The organism is Endozoicomonas sp. ALB091, assembly GCF_049310265.1.
Lineage (GTDB): Bacteria > Pseudomonadota > Gammaproteobacteria > Pseudomonadales > Endozoicomonadaceae > Endozoicomonas.
Window position 1 is genome coordinate 522872 of the sequence record NZ_JBLYNQ010000007.1, and the last position, 22423, is coordinate 545294.

The following is a 22423-nucleotide window of genomic DNA, read 5'->3' on the forward strand; positions in this document are numbered from 1 at the left end:
TGCAACTTTAACAATTTGCATTTAATGAAACATCGCTGATCAATCTATACAAATGGAGGTTTAATATGATTGCTGAACAAAATCCGTATAATTCAACGGGCCAACCTGCCCGGACACCTGAAGTCAATTTACCCGGAACCACTAATGCCGGCTTTTCTGGCAAAAGAGTAACTACCGCCATGCACTCCCATGAAGGCCCCAGAATACCTGAAGGAGGCAACGTATACGAGGGGCGGCCACTGCATAGCCGAGAAACCAAGCGCACCCTGGCCACATTGTCAGCGATCGCGATGGGCGTTGCATCAGTGTTATTCATCGCCCCGACTATCGCTTCCGTAGCGGGTAGCATTTTGGGTGGCATTGGTACCGCGATTGGGGTGGTAGGAGGGCCTTATGGTATGTTTCTTGGTAGCGTGATCGGTTTCTCTGTTGGGGCTTTCGCAGGATATGCCGTGACGGCCTACTTTATCCCCTATTTTATAGCAAAGACTTACAATCTGGTTCTGGAGGCGACAAATGGCAATGGCTTTGAAAGGTCCAATCTTGCCGATAGAGTTGTGGCTCATTATGAGGGGTCAACTTCAACATCAAGGGCATAAACCCAATACAATCTAAACTGTTAATAAAAAATCGCTGTAACCACCGCAGCGTTTTTTATGCTCCGTTTTTTCAATTTTCTTTTTATTGGCACTATGATTTATTCTGAGACAAATCCATCAATCGATTTAAATTGAGCTGTTATATGAATGCTAACGAAACCACCGGATCTTATCTCACCAAACAATACAATCCGTCAACTGTAATCAGTTTTCCTGCAGAAACTAAAGCCAGGCATTCTGGCAAAGAAGTTTCTATTGATATGTACCCTGATAAAAGGCCCCAGATATCGGAACAAAACAACAGATACGATGGGCCGTTACTGAAAACCCGAAAAACCGAGCGTGTTCTGGCCACATTGTCAGCGATCGCAATGGGCAGTGCATCAGTGGTTATCATGCAAGCTGCCGCCCACGTCGGGTGTTTCACTCTGGGTGCCGCAGGTGCGATGTTAGGAGAGATCATAGAAGGACCAGAAGCTCAGTTAACAGCAGGTCGGATAACAGAAGGTCAGTATATTGGTGTAGCGGTTGGTGGCGCTATCGGGTATTTCACAGGATTCAGCGTTGCTGCCTACCTTAGTCCCTACATGGTCGCAAAGGCTTACAATTTTGTTCTGGAGGCGTCCAATGGAACCGGCTGTGAACGGTCAGCACTTGCTGACAGAGTTGTGGCTTACTATGAGCGATAAATATTGAACCTGATCGGTTAGAAAACGGGAACAAAATCCTGTCCCTATTGTCTGATAGACAGCACGGTGCCCAGAAATCAACAAGTACAACACACGCCGTGCTTTTCTTCCTTTCATCCTGCCTCCATTGAGGAGTCGCAGAATATAAACAGGAGCTGTTACCACCATGATAATCAGTGAACCAAATCAATTAATACCACCCGGCATACCTGATACCAAAATCCCGGACAGTAGTGGACCTGAAGCTTCAACTTACGAATGGCTGACCGGTAAGGCAAGACACTCATTAGCTTGCGCTGCACATACCCTTAAGCATCTTCCTAACCCGGCATATTATGCATCATCCGCCCCCGCCAGGCTCATCACTTTGCTAACCTTGGCTGGCAAATGCATCGCTGACGTTACTACTCATACATCGGTCAATGCCAAGCCAACGTCCTTATCAACATTGACAAATTCAACAGACTCATTCCTACCTGTCCCCTTAACGCCCCCTGATGTCAAGTCCCCGGGCAAGCCAGCCTGGATGGCTGCATTGAACAGCCAGAATGAACACGACAGTGGCCAGACTGAAGAAAAGCCCCCCCAGGTGGTGATTGAAAGAGAAGCGACGAAGGATGAGATCGAAGCACCTTTAAGATATAAGCGTTCTCCCAGAGGATCGAGTTCCAGCAGAGGTGGGGGTTCCAGAGGCTCAGGAAGCTCAAGAAGAGGCTCCAGAAGGTCATCAGGAGGAGTCGGTGGAGGTGGTTCCCACCATCCATTACCTGGCCCAAAAGGGGGCAAATCAACTGGCAGACAATGGCTCGGCAGGATTGGTGGTAAAAAGCACATCGGCAGGGAATATGCCAAGATGGAAAAAAACTACTTTACTGGTCGTAAATGGTTCAAACCAAAGGGTATATCAAAGCATGAACCAGTCAACTTACATGACACTTTACTGTTTTCAAAAACTGGCAAACTAAAGGATAAAATCATTACCCCGCAAGGAAATGCATACAAAATCGAAAAAAGTAATCATTGGTTAATGGTAAAAAATGACAAGCAAATTATCTCTACAATACCCAAGGCAGTAAAATTTAACCATGGGGCCAATGCTTTTAAACTCGGTGTTTTTAATATTTACTCTCCGTGGCTTCCCGTCACGGCGTATTTTTTATATCACGACAAAACAGCCATGCCGTTTGAGTTATATTTCAGGCCATCTACTTCAGATAACTCGAAGACAGATATAGGTTACTATGCACCCAGTACTAATGAGTCACCCACCGGAAGTGTGAATCATTTTTCTCCAAATGGTACTTTTGTTTACCAAAACAGCACTGCTGTTATTGATGATTCAGATAAACATTTCATCAAGATTGCATCGGTACCCAAAGGGAGTGCTGTCAGCTTTGCCTTGCTTAATAACCAAAAACCGAAAACCGAAACTGGTGTCCCGACATCTGCCACAGAAACACCCACTTCTTTGCCTGATATAACTACCCCAGCGCATCCCACTAATGGCAGTCAGTCATTGTCGACAAACACCAACTGCACTGACGTATCAGAGCCGACACCCATGCCGATAAAACCGCTTAACTCTACCGACATTGAGAGCAACAATAACATGACCAGGGTAAACACCCTGCTAAATGAAGAAAGCCTCTTAACCGATGTCAGTTCACAACTGGTGATAATGAATGAGGGTGAAGTGTTAAAAATTATAGGTTTGCCACATCGGGTAAGCCAATTCTTCCTTGATAGTGAAAATGACACCGTATTCACTTATTCAATGGATGAACCTACAAGCGAGGAAGTCAAATATGTAGATTGGCAACCCGGGTACTGGTACAGCTCTGCTAACAAAGTTGCTGATCAAAGTCCTTACAATTTACTACTGCCAATGCTGGGAATGGTCGGGATAAACCAGAATATTCTCGGATAATTTATCGGTTCATCCGGCCGCTGCTGCCGACAGGTAGCAGTGGCCTCCTTCAAAATCGCCCTTTATCTTATCTCATCATAACCGCCGCAGCTGGCTCGATAATCCGGTTAAACGGTGGCAGAGAGTTCATGATCATCTGACCATACCTGGCGGTAACCAGCCGTCGATCCATAATCGTGATGCGACCACGATCCTGCTCCGTTCGCAACAGACGGCCACAAGCCTGTATCAGGCGGATCGCCGCATCCGGCACGGTAATTTCCATAAACGGATTCCGCCCCTGGGCTTCCAGCCACTCAGAAAGTGCTGCCTCCACAGGGTCGTCCGGTACTGCAAAAGGAATCTTGGCAATAATCACGTGTTCGCAATAATGACCGGGTAAATCTATCCCTTCTGCCAGGCTGGCAAGACCAAACAGGATGCTGACCTTGCCGTCATCAATCTGCTGGCGGTGCTTCTTCAACAACTCCTGTCGTGAATAGTCATCCTGCAGCAGGATCTTCTCCTGCCAACAGGCATCCAGACCAAAGTGCACATCCTTCATCTGTCGGCGGGAAGAGAACAGTACCAGCATCCCTTTTGGGCGATCATCACCGGACAGTAACTCGGGTAGCAGCTCGATAATCTCGGCAGTATGGTCTTCCGCATTCCGTGGGTCTGAAGCCATGGCCGGTATTACCAGAGATGCCGCCTCACCATGCAGAAATGGACTGGGCACTACCACACAGCGAGACTCAGCAGGCACTCCGGAGCGCATCCGGAACCGGCCAAAACTACCCAGGGCGGCCAGGGTTGCCGAGGTGACAATGGCTGCGTGAGCAGGATTCCACAGCGTCTGCCATAAGGTCATGGAAGACATGATCGGGCTGCTGAAAACCTCCAGCTCTTCGCCAAAAGCACCTTCGCTCCATTTCAACCAGCGTGCGCTGGGAGGCTCTCCCTCGGGATCTTTGATGGTGTAGGTCAGCCAGAGTTGAAAATGGCTCTCCATTCGTGACTGCATGCCACCGATTTCAGGATAGAGCTGTTCCGCCTGCCAGCGATCAATACCGGGAACGTCGCCGTCCATTGCATCGTCCAGGGCTTTGGCTATCTTTTCCAGCATACCGCTGCACTTGCTGAAACCGGCTTTCAACCGTTCCGCCTGTTGTCGTAATGGTTCAGGCACAATGCCCTGGGGAAAGCGGTAATAAGCGACCTGACTCTCCCCCTGGGTGGTAAATTGTGTTTTTGGTTCAAACCGGGCAATGCTGTGCAGCATCTCCCGGGTATGACCCAGAGCATTGACCAGGGCATCAAACTCGGGCTGAATCCGCTCCAGCAATTCACCCAGCTCTCCCGGCAGGGCCTGCTGGGTCAGAATCTTCTGCAGATGTCGCCCGGCTTTCTCCAGCCAGCTGGCCGTGCCTTTGACTCTGGACTGACAGGTAAAATGATCAATGGCTTTGTCTGGCAGGTGGTGGCCTTCATCAAATACATAGATGGCATCCTTTGGCTCAGGAAGAATCGCACCGCCTCCCAGCGCCAGATCCGCCAGCACAAGGTCGTGGTTGGCAACCACAACATCGGCATGCTCAAGATCACCCCGGGCTTTATAAAATGGGCACTGCCGGAAATAACCACAACGACGTCCGCTGCATTGGGCATGGTCAGTGGTGATGGTTCGCCATTGCTGATCTTCCAGGGCATCAGGCCAGCTGTCCCGGTCACCCTCCCATTTGGCAGCGGCAAATGCCTCCAGCATGCTCTGGTATAGCGCCAGGGAGGACTGATCGTTTTCCAGGGTGTGACCATCGTAGGCGAACATATCCATTAACGAGGCAGTCGCTTCCTCTTCCTGAAGCAGCCGGTCCAGCTTACTCAGACAGGCATAACGCCCACGCCCCTTGGCCAGGGTGTAAGAGAACTTGAGTCCGGTTTTTAAAATAATGTCCGGCAGATCTTTATTGATGACCTGCTCCTGAAGGGTCACGGTGGCCGTGGCAATGACCAAACGTTTTTTCGCAGCCTGAGCCATTACCACCGCAGGCAACACATACCCCACGGTTTTTCCGGTACCCGTACCGGCTTCAATCACGGTAACGGAGGGGTCAGAGATTCTGCGGCCTTCACTGTCGGTGTTAATATCTCCTAGCGCTCGGGCAATCTCGGCAATCATCTGCTTCTGCCCCGGTCGGGCCTTTAGCTTTTTACTCTCCAGAAAAGCACTGTAGGCTTTCTGGATGGCTCTCTTCTGGGGTTCGTCAAGCACAATGCCTATCGCTCTGGTGGAGTAGCTGGTTTAAATAGACTGATTGTATCCTGTTTCATCACACTGCACAGCGGTGAATACCACAAACTCTATTCAATAAACGATACGGCAACCGGGAGCAAAATTCAGAATCCTGACTCTCCCGGGTTTTAAACGGATCAAAATATTAGACTCGACATTGACAAAGGTATAGGCTCAAAATCTTGAAAATCAAACAAGTCTCTGATGTCAGTGTGTTTGATCTCATTCGCTATATCCATTATCCGCACTGGTTCCGGGTGCAGGTCCGCTTTGTTATCCTTTGTGGCGGCACGATAGATGTCGACAGGTAAAGAGACCACGCTGCCAGCCAGCCCAATAACAGCAAAAGCAGCCGCAGCAACCGCACCAAGTGCGACGCTGACAGGAACGGCGAGCAAATAGCCCAGATAAAGTCCGACAAGAAAACCCGTATTGCCCGGTGATGATTCCTCAGGGCTCGGAAAGAATAAACATTGAATTAATCGGCCAACGGTATTGCCAATAATGTTACCGGCTATACCACAAATGCTACCGAGAGTGATTATCGGCGCAAAAAGCCCAGCTTGTGCACCTATACCCCCCATTTTCAGAATCCGATTTTTGGCGGCATAAAATGGATAGATTAAACGATCTTTAAGTGAAGGCTTTTCATTAAATGATCGGTTATTTTCAGTCTGTCTTGTGGCATCGGATTCCGTGGTCGTCCTGCCAGCAAATTGACCGTCTGTACGGTTGGGTTCTGTGACCGTTGAATCAAACTGACCGGTAATGTTTCCTATAGACTGCATGAGATCCCTCCATGGATTTCAATAAGATTGATCAGAAATAAGTACTGCATCAAAGCTTACAGCAGGTTTATCCCCTCATCCCATAACAACAGGGTTATAAATACTGACAGAAAAGCAAACAATCAAGTACTACGCATTACATCTGCATAGGAGGGTGGTGCTATATCGTCTCTTTGAAGCACGGGAGCAAGTGGTGAAGCTTGTACAGAATGAACATCAGGACGAAGCTGAGAATCTCTTGCGGTCGCTTCAGCAATATCACTGTTACAAGAAGCTTTTTCACTGGCACTTGGGTTGATTGCAGCACTTTTGCCTTCTCTGATTGAATTGCAATGAAAAAATCTGGGAATGGGCTCTGGCATTTCTTTACGATCTTCTCTTTCGTCGGTTTTTGAGTCTCGACTATTTCTCTGTTTTTTTTCACCGAATTCTGAGAGAAAAACAAAAACGTCTCTCACCTTCAGGTTCTCAAGATTAAAATTTCGTACTTCCTCCGCAAATTCAATATCAGTAATTTTTTGTACCTTATCGCAGTCGAGCTTTTTCAGCCCCTCCGGTTTAGCACCATGCTTCTTTAAAAAAGCAACTAACTCTGATTTGTTCTTACTGTTTGCCACAAAGGCAGGAGTGATAAGACCATAGCCATCCACCGGCTCTCCTTTTGCCAAAAGGAGTTCAACCATTTCGATTTCGCTATCTGTGTCCATCTGATCAGATGAAGCTACCGCTGTAATGAGATTATCCAGGCCATATAAATCACGACATACATGATACGTGTTATCCTTATCCAATCCATGATCGGTCAGGTAATCGACAATCTTCAGGTGTCCGGAGTTAGTCGCTTCCCAAATGGGTGCATATTCAGATAGTTTATAAACCTCTTGCATCTGATTTTCGACCAGATAGTGAATGATATCCCTAAATCCGTGCCTGGCAGCTATACGCATATAGTTGTAATCATGTTTATTGAGGATGGATAAGGCTTCGGATCTGGAGATGGCATCTCTAAACGTTCGCAACCGGCCAAGTTCCTCAGCTTTCTGCTCGCGTTCTTGCAGAGCCAGCTCTTCTCTGGTTGGGAATGTAAATACGGTTGGCTGTTGAACATCAGGTTTCTCAGCTGTCGGCTGGCGTTCGCTATTGTCCGAAGACCGCCCTTTGGTGATGGATAACGTTGAAGCGGTTGGCTGTTGAACATCAACATGCCACTCACTAACGGCCTTTTCAGTGCTGCGATCTTTTCTGTTTCTTAGCGTAGTTCCTGAACTACTCAGTTTTACATACGTTTGATCATCTGAGCCTGGCTCTGGTTTATCCGACTTACCAGCTTGATATTGGTATGATGGATCGGGCAGAGCTGGCGTTTTGGAAGGTATCATATGAAACACCCTGATGCTTGTTGTTGATGGTAAAAACAATCCGTTTTTTATTTTTCGCTGCCTTTAGAGTAGAAAAACCTGGATAAAGTTCCCTATTCATGAGTTATTTGCCAGACGCTAAAACCCATAACCCGTTAGCACAGCAGGTTGAGATTCAGACCAGGTATCAGGGTTACATTAACCATCAGAGCGATGAGACAGAACGAGGGTAAAAAAAGGACACCCACTATTCCCAGTTAACAAACTGGCTGAGTTCAGGCATTTTGATATCATCCCATATATCCATTACCCGCACTTGCTTTGGGTTCAGGTCTACTTTATCAGCCAGTGTCATGCCATGATAGATATCAAACGGTGAAGCCAGCACGCTGCCAGCCAGACCAATAACAGCAAAAGCAGTCGTAGTAAACACACCAAGAACAACGGCGGCAGGAATGGATAGCAAAATCCCTGTATACAATCCCAGTAAAGCACCAACTTCACCCGGTGGTATATCAGAGTTTGGAAAGAATAAACTCTTAATTAATCCACCAACGGTATTGCCAATAATTTCACCGGCTCCAACACAGATAGCACTTGCAGCGAACATCGGCGTATAAACTCCAGCCTGTGCACCTATACCAGCCATGTGCAGTATTCGATTTTTGGCGGCATAAAATGGATAGATTAAACGATCTTTAAGTGAAGGCTTTTCATTAAATGATCGGGTAATTTCAGTCTGTCTTGTGGCATCGGATTCAGTGGTCGTCCTTCCCTCAAATTGACCAACAGCACGGTTGCGAGTGGGGCCTGTGACCGGTGATTCAAACTGTCCGGAAATTTTGCCTATAGCTGGCATAAGACACCTCCATAGATTTCAATAAGATTGATCAGAAATAATTACTGAAAGAAAAACAAACAATTAAGTTCTTAACAGCCTTGATCTTTACAGCTCTTGCGGCAACAGGTCAGAGCCTGTTAACGTTTCGCCGTAAATTCAGCAAAGAAACGTCAACAGCCGCTGGCATTGATGTCTCAACTTAAAATTTTGTTCATACGTTTTGCATATACCGTTTTCGGGTAGTTACCATGTCCATTAACCCCTCAGATTGCCCCTGTGGCTTTGGAAAAACATTCACCGAATGTTGCAAGCCTTATATTCAAGGGAAGCCAGCCCCAACAGCTGAAGCATTAATGCGTTCCCGTTATACGGCTTACACACTGAGCAATATTCCCTACCTGGTTGCCACAACACACCCCGGGCAACAGGAAACCATCAAGCAACAGAAAGTCTACCAGCAATCACACGGTACGCTGTGGCAAAAACTCGAGATTGTCGATACAGAGGCAGGACAAGCGGCGGATCAATCGGGCATGGTTGAATTCAAGGCCTGGTTCAGGGAGTCACTCTCAGGCCCTGAACAAGTTCACCATGAACGCTCTTCTTTTATTAAAAAAGAAGGGCACTGGTACTTTGTCTACCCCAAAATGGCACTGGTCAAAACAGAAAACGCTGGCAGAAATGATCCCTGCCCCTGCGGCAGTGGCAAGAAGTATAAAAAGTGCTGCGCACAATAAAGACGACAACTTTTCCGATCTATCATAAGCACTTACCGAGAATCAATAGACAGAAATCAAAGAAATCAATACGTAAACATGGTAGCATCACCTATCGCATCAGGTTGCTTCGACAAACGTAATAACCTGACAGGCAAATTCTCGGCTTGCCATTCATGGTTAAGCGAGTCAAACCAGTCAGGGGACAACATGGAAATGCTGTCCGGACTGAATATAACAGCCATGAACGAGAAGTACGGTTCAGAAGCAATCAGGTCTGCCCGGGGAATTCACCCGGGACCCGCCAGAGCTGATGTTCACTGCCCACCTCTTGTTGTTGCCATGGTAAAAAAAGCTCAAATCAAGAGGACTGACAATGACCATTTTCAAAAAACTGGGACTTGCCATTCTGGGGGCAGGCTTTGCAGCTATCTCCTCCACTGCCAGTGCAGCCCCATCCAGCCAGCAGTTTGTCACCATTGGTACCGGCGGTGTCACCGGCGTTTACTACCCAACCGGTGGCGCTATCTGCCGCCTGGTGAATAAGGGACGCAAAGAGCATGGCATCCGCTGTTCGGTTGAAAGTACCGGTGGTTCTATTTACAACCTGAACACCATCCGTGCCGGTGAGCTCGATATGGGTATCGTCCAGTCGGACTGGCAGTTCCACGCCTACCGGGGAACCAGCGCTTTTGAACAGCAAGGTGCCAACAAGGACCTGCGGGCGATTTTCTCGGTACACCCGGAAGCCTTTACCATTCTGGCCAGGGCAGATGCCGGCATCAGCACGTTTGAAGACCTGAAGGGGAAGCGCGTCAACATCGGTAATCCGGGCTCCGGTCAGCGTGGCACTATAGAACAGCTGATGAAACTGTATGGCTGGACACACGACAGCTTCTCCCTGGTTTCCGAGCTGAAAGCAGCCGAACACGCCAAGGCACTCTGTGACAACAAGATTGACGCCTTTGTCTATACCGTTGGCCACCCATCCGGATCTTTCAAGGAAGCCACCACTTCCTGTGATACCGTACTGGTCTCTGTCGCAGGCGATAAAGTCAACCAGTTGATCAAAGACAACCCATACTACCGCACTGCGACTATCCCCGGTGGCATGTATAAGGGCAACGATCAAGACGTTCAGACCTTCGGTGTGGCGGCAACCTTTGTCTCCTCCACGGCGGCCAGCGAAGCAGCTGTCTACCAGGTGACCAAAGCTGTATTTGAAGATCTGTCCACCTTCAAAAAACTGCACCAGGCGTTTGGCACCCTGAAGAAAGAAGAGATGGTGTCTGATGGCCTCAGCATCCCGCTGCATGAAGGTGCCAGGCGTTACTATCAGGAAGCAGGTCTTCTCTGAACTTTTTTCCCTGATCCGGGAAGGTGTAGCAACACCTTCCCAAATGCAGTTTGTCATCACGCAGAGTGCTGCCTGAATTCTGCATGAAGACCTATACAGCCCTCACCCAACAGGGGTCACAGGGCTGCATGGGGAAGCAGTGTCGTCTTTTTTACCTCATGGATATTCCGCTTCCCCGCATTTTTATAAGGCCATGAGCCATTGGATGAAGAATGCATCATTTCCAGAGCGCATAACTTCAATAACAACAGGTATATTATGGAAGCAGTCAACAGCGCCAAGCTGAATAATTCAACAGCAGGCTCCACCAGCTCTGCTGAACAAATGGTTAACCAGTCCGAACAGGGCGGCCGCCAGCCCATTGGCAAATCCAGACTGGTATTACTGGGCACAGCCCTGAGCTGGTCACTGTTTCAGCTGTGGAACGCATCACCTCTGCCGTATATTTTCAATGTTGGCATATTTAACGATGGTCAGGCCCGGGCAATCCATCTCGCCTTTGCCATTTTCCTGGCATTTATTGCCTTCCCTGCCAGGAAAAAATCGTTTACCCATCAGGTGCCCGTGACTGACTGGCTATTTGCACTGACTGGCAGCTTCTGTGCCGCCTACCTTTATATTTTTCACCAGGCGCTGGCGACCCGTGCCGGGGCTCCCGTTATCCTGGATCTGGTCACGGCCGGTGCTGGTATGCTGCTTCTGCTGGAAGCAACCCGCCGGGCACTGGGGCCGCCACTGATGGTGGTTGCGGCGGTTTTTATCACCTATGCCTTTGCCGGCCCTTACATGCCGGATGTGATTGCCCACAAAGGTGCCAGTCTCAACAAGGCGCTGTCGCACTTCTGGATCACCACTGAAGGAGTCTTTGGTGTTGCCCTGGGTGTATCCACCAGCTTTGTTTTCCTGTTTGTTCTGTTTGGTTCACTGCTGGAAAAGGCCGGTGCCGGTAATTACTTCATTCAGGTAGCATTCTCTCTGCTGGGTCATCTCAAAGGTGGGCCTGCCAAGGCTGCTGTGGTGTCATCCGGCCTGAGCGGTGTGGTGTCCGGCTCGTCCATCGCCAATGTGGTCACCACCGGGACCTTCACCATCCCCCTGATGAAACGGGTCGGCTTTCCTGCTCACAAGGCCGGTGCCATTGAAGTTGCCGCCTCCACCAATGGACAACTGACGCCGCCTATTATGGGCGCTGCGGCGTTCCTGATGGTGGAATATGTTGGCATCTCTTATATCGATGTTATTCGCCACGCCCTGTTACCCGCCGCGATTTCCTACATTGCCCTGTTTTATATTGTCCATCTTGAAGCTTTGAAAGCGGGCATGCAGGGATTGCCAAGAAGCGTCACCCGCACAAAGACTCAGGCACTGATGTCATTCACGGGCTCGTTTGCCGGACTCTGCCTGCTGGGCGCTGGCGTCTATTACGGTGTTGGCTGGACCAGACAGTATATGGGAGAGCACGCCCTCTGGATCATCACGCTGGCATTGCTGGCCAGTTATCTGATACTTCTGAAAGTGGCTGCCAGACAACCGGATCTCATCAACAATATTGAAGAGGATATACGCAGTACTCCTGTGCCCGGACCAACCATCAAGCGCGGTCTCTATTATTTGCTGCCCCTGGTGGTGTTACTGTGGTGTCTGACCGTTGAACGCTACTCCCCTGGCCTCTCTGCCTTCTGGGCAACCCTGGTCATGGTTTTCATCACACTGACCCATAAAACCCTGATTGATCTGTTCCGGAAGGAGCAAACCACCACGCATCTCAAAGAGGGCTTTCTGGATCTGTTGGACGGCATGACCACCGGGGCCCGCAATATGATCGGCATTGGTGTTGCCACTGCAACCGCCGGTATTGTTGTGGGTGCAGTCACGCTGACCGGTGTTGGTCTGGTAATGACCGAGTTCGTGGAGTGGATTTCTGCTGGCAGTATCATTCTTATGCTGCTGTTCACCGCCATTATCTGTCTGGTGCTGGGCATGGGGCTGCCAACCACCGCTAACTATATTGTGGTGTCCACCCTGATGGCACCGGTTATCGTAACCCTGGGCGCACAGCATGGACTGATCGTGCCTCTGATTGCGGTCCATCTGTTTGTCTTCTATTTCGGTATTCTGGCGGATGATACTCCGCCTGTGGGCCTGGCTGCCTTTGCCGCTTCGGCCATCGCACAGTCGGACCCAATCAAGACCGGTATCCAGGGCTTCACCTACGATATCCGCACCGCTGTTCTGCCCTTTATGTTTATCTTTAATACTGAGTTACTGCTGATCGGCGTTGACAGCCTTGCACAACTGGCGATTGTCGTCTTTGGTGCCATTGCGGCCATGCTGGTGTTTGCTACCGCAACCCAGGGTCACTGGTTAGTAAAAAACCGCTGGTACGAAACCCTGGGCATGCTGCTGATCGCCTTCACCCTGTTCAGGCCAGACTTCTGGTGGGACAGGATTTACCCTCCCTATGAAACCCATGAAGGTCGTGACATTGTTGCCCAGGTTGAAGCACTGCCGGACCAGGCTGATGCACGACTGTGGGTAGCAGGAGAAACCCTGGAAGGTAAATCGGTTAATCAGATGGTTATTCTCCCCGCTGGCGACCAGGCCACGGCTGATGACCGGTTCCGCCACATGGGCCTGGAGGTTCTGGTTGATGGGGATGACCTGACCATCGATATGGTTGACTTCAACAGCGAGGCGCAGCAGGCCGGTATTGATTTTGACTGGCAGATTTATCGTATGGAAGTTCCGGCAGAGCGACTGCCAAAACAGCTGACCTGGATACCCGCCTTTATTCTGCTGTTGTTGATTTTCCTTGGACAAAGACGCCGACAGGGCCAGTGCAGCAAATTCATTTTCTTTTTGTCCGAATAATTAGATACTGTATCAGAAGAATATTATTCGGACATTCTCCTGGGATTACCTGAAGCACTGCAATCAATCAGGTTCCTGGTTACATAAGCTGACGACAAGGGCAGTATTCATAACAGGGATAAATTACTGTAAGGATAATTAATATGAATACTGTACCTGCCAACTATCACCCCGGCCTATGTCTCAAATCCGGAAAAGCAGATTCTGAATCTTCTGAATGACCATGAACTTCCCAAGCTGTCCGGCAGTCAAATCCTCGGGCTGCATTCTCTACCAGAATATTTTGATCAAAAACACCGTTCCGGCTTTATAGCAATGGATAACGGGCATAAGTAGTTAACCAAATGAAATCATATATTTCTGACTAAGTTGTCAGTCACTCTGCGGCGTTGGAACTCCGGTCACATAGCTACGGCTATGCTCCCTACGTTGCGCCTTGCATAGCAACTGCCCACTTAGCCAGAAATATACGATTCCATTTGGCCAACTACTTACGCTGGTTAAATTAGCGTTTACGTTCTATTGTTGTCATCCCCAGACGATTCTCCAACACTGGAAACAGGTAATCCCCGAAGAAACTATGCAGTCACCTTCCTCCTCAGTAACCGCAGACACGGCATCCCCGTTAACATCCACTGAAGCCAGAAGGCACCGGCCAGCAAGCAACCGAAAACAAAAAAGAAAGCGATCCATGTCAGGTTACCAGGTGGAACAGACAACAACGGGCACTGGAACATTTCCACCGCATCAACTGCAATCTGAATCCGGGCCCATCCCATCCATAAAGCGCAGGCGTGTTACTGACAACAGCAGGAGTATTGTGTGTTCTTCAACTTCGCTACCTGCTAATCCTGAGCCAATGGAGACCGAACCGGCCATGCCTGCTGACCCAGCTTCCAGGCTTCCGGGAGTGATCAGTTCCCTATCAAGAAACCTGCCAACAGTCAGCGACAACAGGCTATTAACTGGCAATGAACATACCTCAGCGATAGTGCAGGTCATGCCTGAACCAATGAAGGATGTACCGCTCACTACAGAAATTAACAGTGGAACATCAATTTCAGAATTTTCTGTAAGCCAGCAAAATGAACTGCGAACACATTTAAATAATCAAGAAATTCAAGCAATATTAACGAATGCCGGGACTCTTCTGAAAAACCTCAAAGACAGGAAAATCCAGTTAGCGCAAGACAGGGGAAAGCCGCCCGCACACTCCCTCTTTTCCAAGTTAAAAAACTTCAGCATTGTTAAAGATTCTCAGACTTTCAAAGGCTATTTTGCCAAGGCCAACACGTTCTTTTTAGCGGTAAATCCCCAGCAGATTACAAATACCAGCTGCCTTACCAGCATGCTCAAGTCGAAGACTCAGATAAAAAAGTTTGCAGAAGAAAGCGAGGAAAACATTCAGGCGGTTGCTGCTAACCCATGCTTGAAACAGATTGCCTCCCTGTGTAATGGCAAAGGCTTGCCCGACAAAGCGAAAGTGGAAGCGTTCGTGGCGTGGGAGTGCTGGAAGGTGAACGGCGAATTCAGCCTGGAACTGCTGCGGGCCTTTTCCTCCATGTATAATGGCAAAGGCTTGCCCGACAAAGCGAAGGTGGAAGCGTTCGTGGCGTGGGAGTGCTGGAAGGTGAACGGCGAATTCAGCCTGGAACTGCTGCGGGCCTTTTCCTCCATGATGTGCAGTAGGGGCTTGCCCGACCAAGCGAAGGTGGAAGCGTTCGTGGCGTGGGAGTGCTGGAAGGTGAACGGCGAATTCAGCATGGAACTGCTGCGGGCCTTTTCCTCCATGTATAATGGCAAAGGCTTGCCCGACAAAGCGAAGGTGGAAGCGCTCAAAGCGTGGGAGTGCTGGAAGGTGAACGGCGAATTCAGCCTGGAACTGCTGCGGGCCTTTTCCTCCATGTGTCATGGCAAAGGCTTGCCCGACAAAGCGAAGGTGGAAGCGCTCAAAGCGTGGGAGTGCTGGAAGGTGAACGGCGAATTCAGTCTGGAACTGCTGCGGGCCTTTTCCTCCATGTGTAATGGCAAAGGCATGCCCGACAAAGCGAAGGTGGAAGCGCTCAAAGCGTGGGAGTGCTGGAAGGTGAACGGCGAATTCAGCCTGGAACTGCTGCGGGTCTTTTCCTCCATGTGTCATGGCAAAGGCTTGCCCGACAAAGCGAAGGTGGAAGCGCTCAAAGCGTGGCAGTGCTGGAAGGTGAAGGGCGAATTCAGCCTGGAACTGCTGCGGGCCTTTTCCTCCATGTGTAATGGCAAAGGCATGCCCGACAAAGCGAAGGTGGAAGCGCTCAAAGCGTGGCAGTGCTGGAAGGTGAACGGCGAATTCAGCCTGGAACTGCTGCGGGCCTTTTCCTCCATGCGTAATGGCAAAGGCTTGCCCGACAAAGCGAAGGTGGAAGCATTCGTGGCGTGGGAGTGCTGGAAGGTGAACGGCGAATTCAGCCTGGAACTGCTGCGGGCCTTTTCCTCCATGTGTAATGGCAAAGGCTTGCCCGACAAAGCGAAGGTGGAAGCGCTCAAAGCGTGGGAGTGCTGGAAGGTGAACGGCGAATTCAGCCTGGAACTGCTGCGGGCCTTTTCCTCCATGTGTCATGGCAAAGGCTTGCCCGACAAAGCGAAGGTGGAAGCGCTCAAAGCGTGGCAGTGCTGGAAGGTGAACGGCGAATTCAGCCTGGAACTGCTGCGGGCCTTTTCCTCCATGATGAGCACCAGGGGCTTGCCCGACAAGGCGAAGGTGGAAGCGCTCAAAGCGTGGGAGTGCTGGAAGGTGAACGGCGAATTCAGCCTGGAACTGCTGCGGGCCTTTTCTTCCATGTGTCAAGGCAAAGGCTTGCCCGACAAAGCGAAGGTGGAAGCGCTCAAAGCGTGGGAGTGCTGGAAGGTGAACGGCGAATTCAGCCTGGAACTGCTGCGGACCTTTTCCTCCATGTGTCATGGCAAAGGCTTGCCCGACAGAGCGAAGGTGGAAGCGTTCGTGGCGTGGGAGTGCTGGAAGGTGAACGGCGAATTCAGCCTGGGACTGCTGCGGGTCTTTTCCTCCATGATGAGCAGTAGGGGCTTGCCCGACAAAGCGAAGGTGGAAGCGTTCGTGGCGTGGCAGTGCTGGAAGGTGAACGGCGAATTCAGCCTGGAACTGCTGCGGGCCTTTTCCTCCATGTGTCATGGCAAAGGCTTGCCCGACAAAGCGACGGTGGAAACGTTCGTGGCGTGGGAGTGCTGGAAGGTGAACGGCGAATTCAGCCTGGAACTGCTGCGGGCCTTTTCCTCCATGTGTAATGGCAAAGGCTTGCCAGACAAAGCAAAGGTGGAAGCGTTCGTTCAATGGCTACCCTCGGATGAAAATAAGAATATTCTGAAACTTTCTTGCCGAATATTTGCAAGTTTTGGTTTGCCCTCAGGAGAAAAACTGACTGAAAATGAGAAAACACTTCGCCAATGTCTTAATCAGCATGGTTGTACCACTGAACATGGAGACGACAATAGTGATGAAGATCTTTTAGAATCGAGTCAAATGAAAGCACTGGCTCTGTTCTTCTCCGGGCCCGCAACATGGCGCATGAAAATTGCCGAATTCCAACAATATCTGGCTGCCCACAAGAGTCCTCGAAATGACAGAGTGGCTGTTCGTGCTGCGCTGAAATCATTGCTACCGATATTGGCTATCCATGGAGGAACTGGTATCCAGTTCTGGATTGAAAAATATCGTGAAAATCCACGCTGCAAAGGAGTACTCACTCAGGCATTATCCATTCCTGCACCACTGGCTTTAACAAAATTTGCACTAACGCAACTCCCTGAATCTGAGAGGCAGGAATACCTTGGACTGTGCAGAAACCTGAAGCCAGCCCCAACTCAGGAACAGTGGTATGCATTAAAACCACTTTGCCAACAGCTTGGCCAGCGATTTGACTTCACGCAATCCAAACGCACGATGCTGGAGATTCTCTGGCAACAATCAGAAGATAACCGCTCAAAATACACGGATAAGATGGATGAGCTATTCAAAACCTTGCCCACCATCTCACAGTGGCGCGGGTTACATCGGGTGCTTGGACAACTCAAAATGCAGCAATTCATGGATGCCTGTCTTGACTATCAGGCTACACCTGAAACCGCTCCTGATGTCACGATTCAGCAACGGTTGCTGGAAGGAATGCTGCTCACAAACCACTCTCTACCTGAACAAGAGAAAATACCGGATCTCTGCTTTTCAAACCGAGTGTCAACAGATGATAAAAGAGGAGTGATGGTCGGTGGTGATCCCGCCATGTCGGGCCAGGAACGCCTGTGGCGCTTTATCACGGCCATGTTAATTGAGCTTGAACAAACAGAATATCAATTCAAGAATCAAAGACTAACCGTTTTGCCAGCCGATGGCGATCCGGTGGTACTCCAAAATCCAGAGTTTACCCCGAGAGATACCGGCTTTGTTATAAAGAACTGGACATTGCAACAGTTAACCGCCTTTTTCAAGGCAACCGAGTTCACAGAACAATGGTATAAAAAGCCTCAGGACAAGCGCGATCTCTATGCGATCAGGCTTGAGGCAAAATTAGCCCAAATAAAATCGAGAACCAAAGAGCCCAAGAAAGCCAAGCCTAAAAAAATACCACACCTGGTGGCACCCTCTCTGATTATCAGCCTAATCAATTGCAATAAACCATTAAAGCCTGCGGTCTGGTCATCTCTTGAACACTATGCCAGCAGCGGCCAGCTAAACGCCCGTTTATGCACGGCACTCAGCCCGGTTATCAAAGATGATAAAGACGGCATGGTTCCAGACCTCGTTAAGAAAGCGGTGGTTGCAAAGCTGGAACAGATTGAGGCAGCAAAAACGCCAGTAGTAACATCAATCCCTCAGCAAGGACCTCCAGCAAGGGCAAGCATACCAACTCAAGGGAACCAGGTTTCCAACAGTCGCATTCAAGGGCCGCTATCTGACTTTGACGCGGCAATGGAAGCTCTGGATCGTTTTCGCGAATTGGGAAATGCAGAACTTGAACTGCTGGAACCCCACCGAAGCCGAATGACTTATGTTGAATTAAGCACTGCCATCTGCAAAATGAGCTGCGCAGTGGATTCAGAAACACGGAAAGAATGGAATGAAGCCAGCGAGAAAAGGAGAAGAGACCCACTTGGGCTTGATGAAATAGTGGAATGGGATTTGGATTCATGGGCGACATTGGATTCATTGGCGACAGAGTCAGAACGGGTCAACAACGATGACTGGATGGAAGCGTTCCTACAAGGGCTGTGATATGCATTAAGAAGGTCTTGAAAGTGCAACTACGGTCTGCGCAGGGGGTGGCGGGTGACCACCATTCCTACTGTGACCCACAAAACCGAATTTTATCCTCAATTTTCTGCCATCCTCGCTACGGGGTCGCCTAGACGGGCGCTATTCTCGGTCAGCCTCCCAGGTAATTGTCCCGAAATAAAATCGACATTTAATGTTCCCACTGGTACGGCCATGTAATTCTATTTTGGCATTTAGATATTCCAGCAAAATGAACCTCTGGACAGAACAGCTGTCTGTTTAATTATATTTTCGTGAATTAATGAAATATAATTATGGATAGAACCTCTGCTGCTAACGCAAGATCAGGTAATTATTACAACCAACCGGATAACCATGCCGCTTCTTCAAGGCTTGGGCGATATAGACCTGACATAAGACAGAGGGATAGTCCCTACCGTACTATCCCGGGGCATAATGAATTTTACCCTTCTTCTGGCGCATGCACTTCTCAATATCTACAGTGTCGTTCAATAACCCCTGCTCAAGATTTCAATGCCCTTGTCAAACCAGAAATAATGGATGATCTGTTGAGTAAATCTGATCGTTTCGCTGATCGCTATGATGGGAGAAATCACGGTCACTTTGCCAGTTCCATTAAAAAATACACGTCAGCCTCTAAAAGACCGTTAAATCGAGCAGAACAAAGCCAGCTGATACGTTTGCTGCAAAATTTTACAGCAACACGGAGCTGGAATTGGCGAAGCCTGACGACAACACTTCATTCATTGACTTCAGCAGGTGTTTTTACCCCTCATCAACCCAGGGATGAGCGTGTCAAGCTTACTCAAGCTGCCTTATTGTCAACGCTACTTGATGCAATAATATTCAGGTGCCATCAAAAACCTGAAGCCAGGGATATTGACGCCCAGCAAATCGTCAACCTGCTGTGGGCCATGGCGAAACTGGTGGACAACGGACAGGAGCGGACACCGGGGCTCAAAAAGGCCGTGGCCGCACTGTTGCCCAATGTGATCGCACAGAAAGACCAATTTATTGCTCAGGGTATCGCCAACCTGCTGTGGGCCATGGCGAAACTGGTGGACAACGGGCAGGAGCGGACACCAGAGTTGAAAGAGGCTGTGGCCGCGCTGTTACCTCAAGTAAACGCACAGAAAGCTAACTTTAAACCACAGGAAATCGCCAACCTGCTGTGGGCCATGGCGAAACTGGTGGACAACGGGCAGGAGCGGACCCCCGGGCTCAAAAAGGCCGTGGCCGCACTGTTGCCCAATGTGAACGCACAGAAAGACCAATTTATTGCTCAGGGTATCACCAACCTGCTGTGGGCCATTGCGAAACTGGTGGACAACGGGCAGGAGCGGACACCAGAGTTGAAAGAGGCTGTGGCCGCGCTGTTACCTCAAGTAAACGCACAGAAAGCTAACTTTAAATCACAGCAAATCGTCAACCTGCTGTGGGCCATGGCGAAACTGGTGGACAACGGGCAGGAGCGGACCCCCGGGCTCAAAAAGGCCGTGGCCGCACTGTTGCCCAATGTGAACGCACAGAAAGACCAATTTATTGCTCAGGGTATCACCAACCTGCTGTGGGCCATGGCGAAACTGGTGGACAACGGGCAGGAGCGGACACCAGAGTTGAAAGAGGCTGTGGCCGCGCTGTTACCTCAAGTAAACGCACAGAAAGCTAACTTTAAATCACAGGAAATCGCCAACCTGCTGTGGGCCATGGCGAAACTGGTGGAGAATGGGCAGAAGCAAACACCTGAGTTCAAAGAGGCCCTAGCCGCGCTGTTGCCCCACGTAAACGCACAGAAAGCTAACTTTAAACCACAGGAAATCGCCAACCTGCTGTGGGCCATGGCGAAACTGGTGGACAATGGGCAGAAGCAAACACCTGAGTTTAAAGAGGCCGTGGCCGTGGCCGTGGCCGTGCTGTTGCCCCACGTAAACGAACAGAAAGCTAACTTTAAACCTCAGGAAATCTCCAGCCTGATGTGGGCCATGGCGAAACTGGCAGACAACGGCCAGGAGCAGACACCAGAGTTCAAAGAGTCTGTGGCCGTGCTGTTGCCCCACCTAAACGCACAGAAAGCTAACTTTAAACCACAGGAAATCTCCAACCTGATGTGGGCCATGGCGAAACTGGTGGAAAACGGGCAGCTGCGGACACCAGAGTTCACAGCGGCCGTGGCAGCGATGTTGCCCTACGTAAACGCACGGAAAGTTAACTTTAAACCACAGGAAATCGCCAACCTGCTGTGGGCCATGGCGAAACTGGCAGACAACGGCCAGGAGCGGACACCAGAACTCAACGAGGCCGTGGCCGCGCTGTTGCCCAACGTGAACGCACAGAAACACCAATTTATTCCTCAGCATATAGCCAACCTGCTGTGGTCCATGGCGAAACTGGTGGACAATGGGCAGAAGCAAACACCTGAGTTCAAAGAAGCCGTGGCCGCGCTGTTGCCCTTCGTAAACGCACAGAAATCTAACTTTAAACCACAGGAAATCGTCAACCTGCTGTGGGCCATTGCAAAACTGGCAGACAACGGCCAGGAACGGACACCAGAGTTCAAAGAGGCTGTCGCCGTGCTGTTGCCCTACGTAAACGCACAGAAAGCTAACTTTAACCCCCAGGAAATCTCCAACCTGATGTGGGCCATGGCGAAACTCGTGGACTACGGCCAGGAGTGGACACCAGAGTTCACAGAGGCCGTGGCAGCGCTGTTGCCCTACGTGAACGCACAGAAAGACCAATTTATTCCTCAGGCGGTCGCCAACCTGCTGTGGGCCATGGCGAAACTCGTGGACAGCAGGCAGGAGGGGGCACCAAGGTTCAAAGAGGCCGTAGCCGCGCTATTGCCTCACGTAAACACACAGAAAGCTCACTTTAAACCAAAGGAAATCGCCAACCTGCTGTGGGCCATTGCGAAACTGGGTGAATTCGTTGAGCTGAAGGTGGCTGCCTCTACGTTCGAATCGCTTGTCTACCAAATCAGTGAAAACCCTCAGTTCTCTCAGCAAGACATAATAATGTCTCTCTGGGGAGTAATGGTGTACTGTGCCAGGTTGTCTCTGGTCCCCAATGCCAATAAAAATAACGTGTTTGAAAAGCACATGGATGACCTGTTTACTCCCATGGAAAACACATTCCCGGACAATGAAGAAGAGCAATCCATCATTGCCATGGCCGCAAGTTGGCTTGGGAAACCTTGTCCGTTCGTCCCCCATTACCGGACAAACATGTCAAAACCTCAAACCGACCTCCACGATCAACTCCAATCACGCATTCCCTCTTTGAAGATTGAAGAAGAAAAAAGTCTGAACACATTACCTCCGGTAGACCTGCTACTGCCAGATCACAACATTGTGATTGAAGTTCAGGGACCGTCTCATTACGTGTGTGGTGATTTCAAAACCAGGAATGGCTCGACACTGCTTAAAATCGCACTGCTGCAAAAATCAGGATTTGAGGTCATTGAAATCCCGGTTAGCGAGCTTGGGAACCGGGATTCCATGAAACGATGTATTGATCACATAAAGACCAGGGTAGCCACCCCGCCGCCGGGGCTTGCCTCTGTAGCGCTTAAAAGAAAGTGGGCAGATGAGGCAAGGCATACATGACTATCGATAAAGGAAGGCAACCCTCAGATTACTTTCACTTAACCGCCGAAGAACATTCAGAAGAGCACACCGGCAAACCAAAGAGAAAAAAAAGGAAGAGAAACAACAGCCAGTAATCC

General features: G+C 49.7%; 12 protein-coding genes. 8 read left to right on the top strand and 4 right to left on the bottom strand.

The features are described 5' to 3' along the window. Nucleotides 1-65: 65 nt before the first annotated feature. From ACO6UX_RS14295 to ACO6UX_RS14305, 3 genes are all read left to right on the top strand, one after another. Nucleotides 66-599: a hypothetical protein gene (locus tag ACO6UX_RS14295; RefSeq protein WP_422448645.1), complete on the top strand. Its 534-nt coding sequence runs from the start codon at nucleotides 66-68 to the stop codon at nucleotides 597-599. Nucleotides 600-742: 143 nt separating this feature from the next. Continuing rightward, on the top strand, nucleotides 743-1288 hold the full coding sequence (locus ACO6UX_RS14300) for a hypothetical protein (protein ID WP_422448647.1): 546 nt from the start codon (nucleotides 743-745) through the stop codon (nucleotides 1286-1288). 166 nt (nucleotides 1289-1454) lie between these two features. After that, the gene (locus ACO6UX_RS14305) at nucleotides 1455-3215 is read left to right on the top strand and encodes a hypothetical protein (RefSeq protein WP_422448649.1); all 1761 of its coding nucleotides are present in this window, start codon (nucleotides 1455-1457) and stop codon (nucleotides 3213-3215) included. A 67-nt stretch (nucleotides 3216-3282) separates the two neighbouring features. Here ACO6UX_RS14305 and dinG read toward each other — a convergent pair whose 3' ends face one another. From dinG to ACO6UX_RS14325, 4 genes are all read right to left on the bottom strand, one after another. Next, nucleotides 3283-5466 (bottom strand): ATP-dependent DNA helicase DinG, encoded by a 2184-nt coding sequence (gene dinG, locus ACO6UX_RS14310; protein ID WP_422448651.1) that lies wholly within the window; start codon nucleotides 5464-5466, stop codon nucleotides 3283-3285. Nucleotides 5467-5624: 158 nt separating this feature from the next. After that, nucleotides 5625-6275 (bottom strand): hypothetical protein, encoded by a 651-nt coding sequence (locus ACO6UX_RS14315; protein WP_422448653.1) that lies wholly within the window; start codon nucleotides 6273-6275, stop codon nucleotides 5625-5627. A gap of 122 nt (nucleotides 6276-6397) precedes the next feature. Then, nucleotides 6398-7654: a hypothetical protein gene (locus ACO6UX_RS14320; protein WP_422448655.1), complete on the bottom strand. Its 1257-nt coding sequence runs from the start codon at nucleotides 7652-7654 to the stop codon at nucleotides 6398-6400. Nucleotides 7655-7880: 226 nt separating this feature from the next. Continuing rightward, nucleotides 7881-8492: a hypothetical protein gene (locus ACO6UX_RS14325; protein ID WP_422448657.1), complete on the bottom strand. Its 612-nt coding sequence runs from the start codon at nucleotides 8490-8492 to the stop codon at nucleotides 7881-7883. A 230-nt stretch (nucleotides 8493-8722) separates the two neighbouring features. On the opposite strand from ACO6UX_RS14325, the gene ACO6UX_RS14330 reads away from it, so the two are divergent. From ACO6UX_RS14330 to ACO6UX_RS14350, 5 genes are all read left to right on the top strand, one after another. Continuing rightward, a complete protein-coding gene (locus ACO6UX_RS14330) occupies nucleotides 8723-9211 on the top strand; it encodes a YchJ family protein (RefSeq protein ID WP_422448658.1) in 489 nt (162 codons plus the stop codon). 355 nt (nucleotides 9212-9566) lie between these two features. Next, entirely contained in the window at nucleotides 9567-10547 is a 981-nt protein-coding gene (locus ACO6UX_RS14335) for a TAXI family TRAP transporter solute-binding subunit (RefSeq protein ID WP_422448660.1), read from the top strand. Nucleotides 10548-10805: 258 nt separating this feature from the next. Next, nucleotides 10806-13418 carry a TRAP transporter permease gene (locus ACO6UX_RS14340; protein ID WP_422448662.1) on the top strand — a complete coding sequence of 871 codons (2613 nt, stop codon included), beginning with the start codon at nucleotides 10806-10808 and terminating at the stop codon, nucleotides 13416-13418. A gap of 691 nt (nucleotides 13419-14109) precedes the next feature. Continuing rightward, nucleotides 14110-18678, top strand: a complete 4569-nt coding sequence (locus tag ACO6UX_RS14345; protein WP_422448664.1) for a hypothetical protein — start codon at nucleotides 14110-14112, stop codon at nucleotides 18676-18678. 314 nt (nucleotides 18679-18992) lie between these two features. After that, nucleotides 18993-22304, top strand: coding sequence for a DUF1601 domain-containing protein (locus ACO6UX_RS14350; protein WP_422448666.1), 3312 nt, complete (start codon nucleotides 18993-18995; stop codon nucleotides 22302-22304). The last annotated feature ends 119 nt before the right edge of the window (nucleotides 22305-22423 follow it).

Bases quoted from the DNA above. Each gene is read 5' to 3' on its own strand.
- ACO6UX_RS14295 (WP_422448645.1), top strand. From the start codon at position 66: ATGATTGCTGAACAAAATCCGTATAATTCAACGGGCCAACCTGCCCGG.
- ACO6UX_RS14315 (WP_422448653.1), bottom strand. From the start codon at position 6,275: ATGCAGTCTATAGGAAACATTACCGGTCAGTTTGATTCAACGGTCACA.
- ACO6UX_RS14305 (WP_422448649.1), top strand. From the start codon at position 1,455: ATGATAATCAGTGAACCAAATCAATTAATACCACCCGGCATACCTGAT.
- ACO6UX_RS14340 (WP_422448662.1), top strand. From the start codon at position 10,806: ATGGAAGCAGTCAACAGCGCCAAGCTGAATAATTCAACAGCAGGCTCC.
- ACO6UX_RS14335 (WP_422448660.1), top strand. From the start codon at position 9,567: ATGACCATTTTCAAAAAACTGGGACTTGCCATTCTGGGGGCAGGCTTT.
- ACO6UX_RS14300 (WP_422448647.1), top strand. From the start codon at position 743: ATGAATGCTAACGAAACCACCGGATCTTATCTCACCAAACAATACAAT.
- ACO6UX_RS14345 (WP_422448664.1), top strand. From the start codon at position 14,110: ATGTCAGGTTACCAGGTGGAACAGACAACAACGGGCACTGGAACATTT.
- ACO6UX_RS14330 (WP_422448658.1), top strand. From the start codon at position 8,723: ATGTCCATTAACCCCTCAGATTGCCCCTGTGGCTTTGGAAAAACATTC.
- ACO6UX_RS14350 (WP_422448666.1), top strand. From the start codon at position 18,993: ATGGATAGAACCTCTGCTGCTAACGCAAGATCAGGTAATTATTACAAC.
- ACO6UX_RS14320 (WP_422448655.1), bottom strand. From the start codon at position 7,654: ATGATACCTTCCAAAACGCCAGCTCTGCCCGATCCATCATACCAATAT.
- ACO6UX_RS14325 (WP_422448657.1), bottom strand. From the start codon at position 8,492: ATGCCAGCTATAGGCAAAATTTCCGGACAGTTTGAATCACCGGTCACA.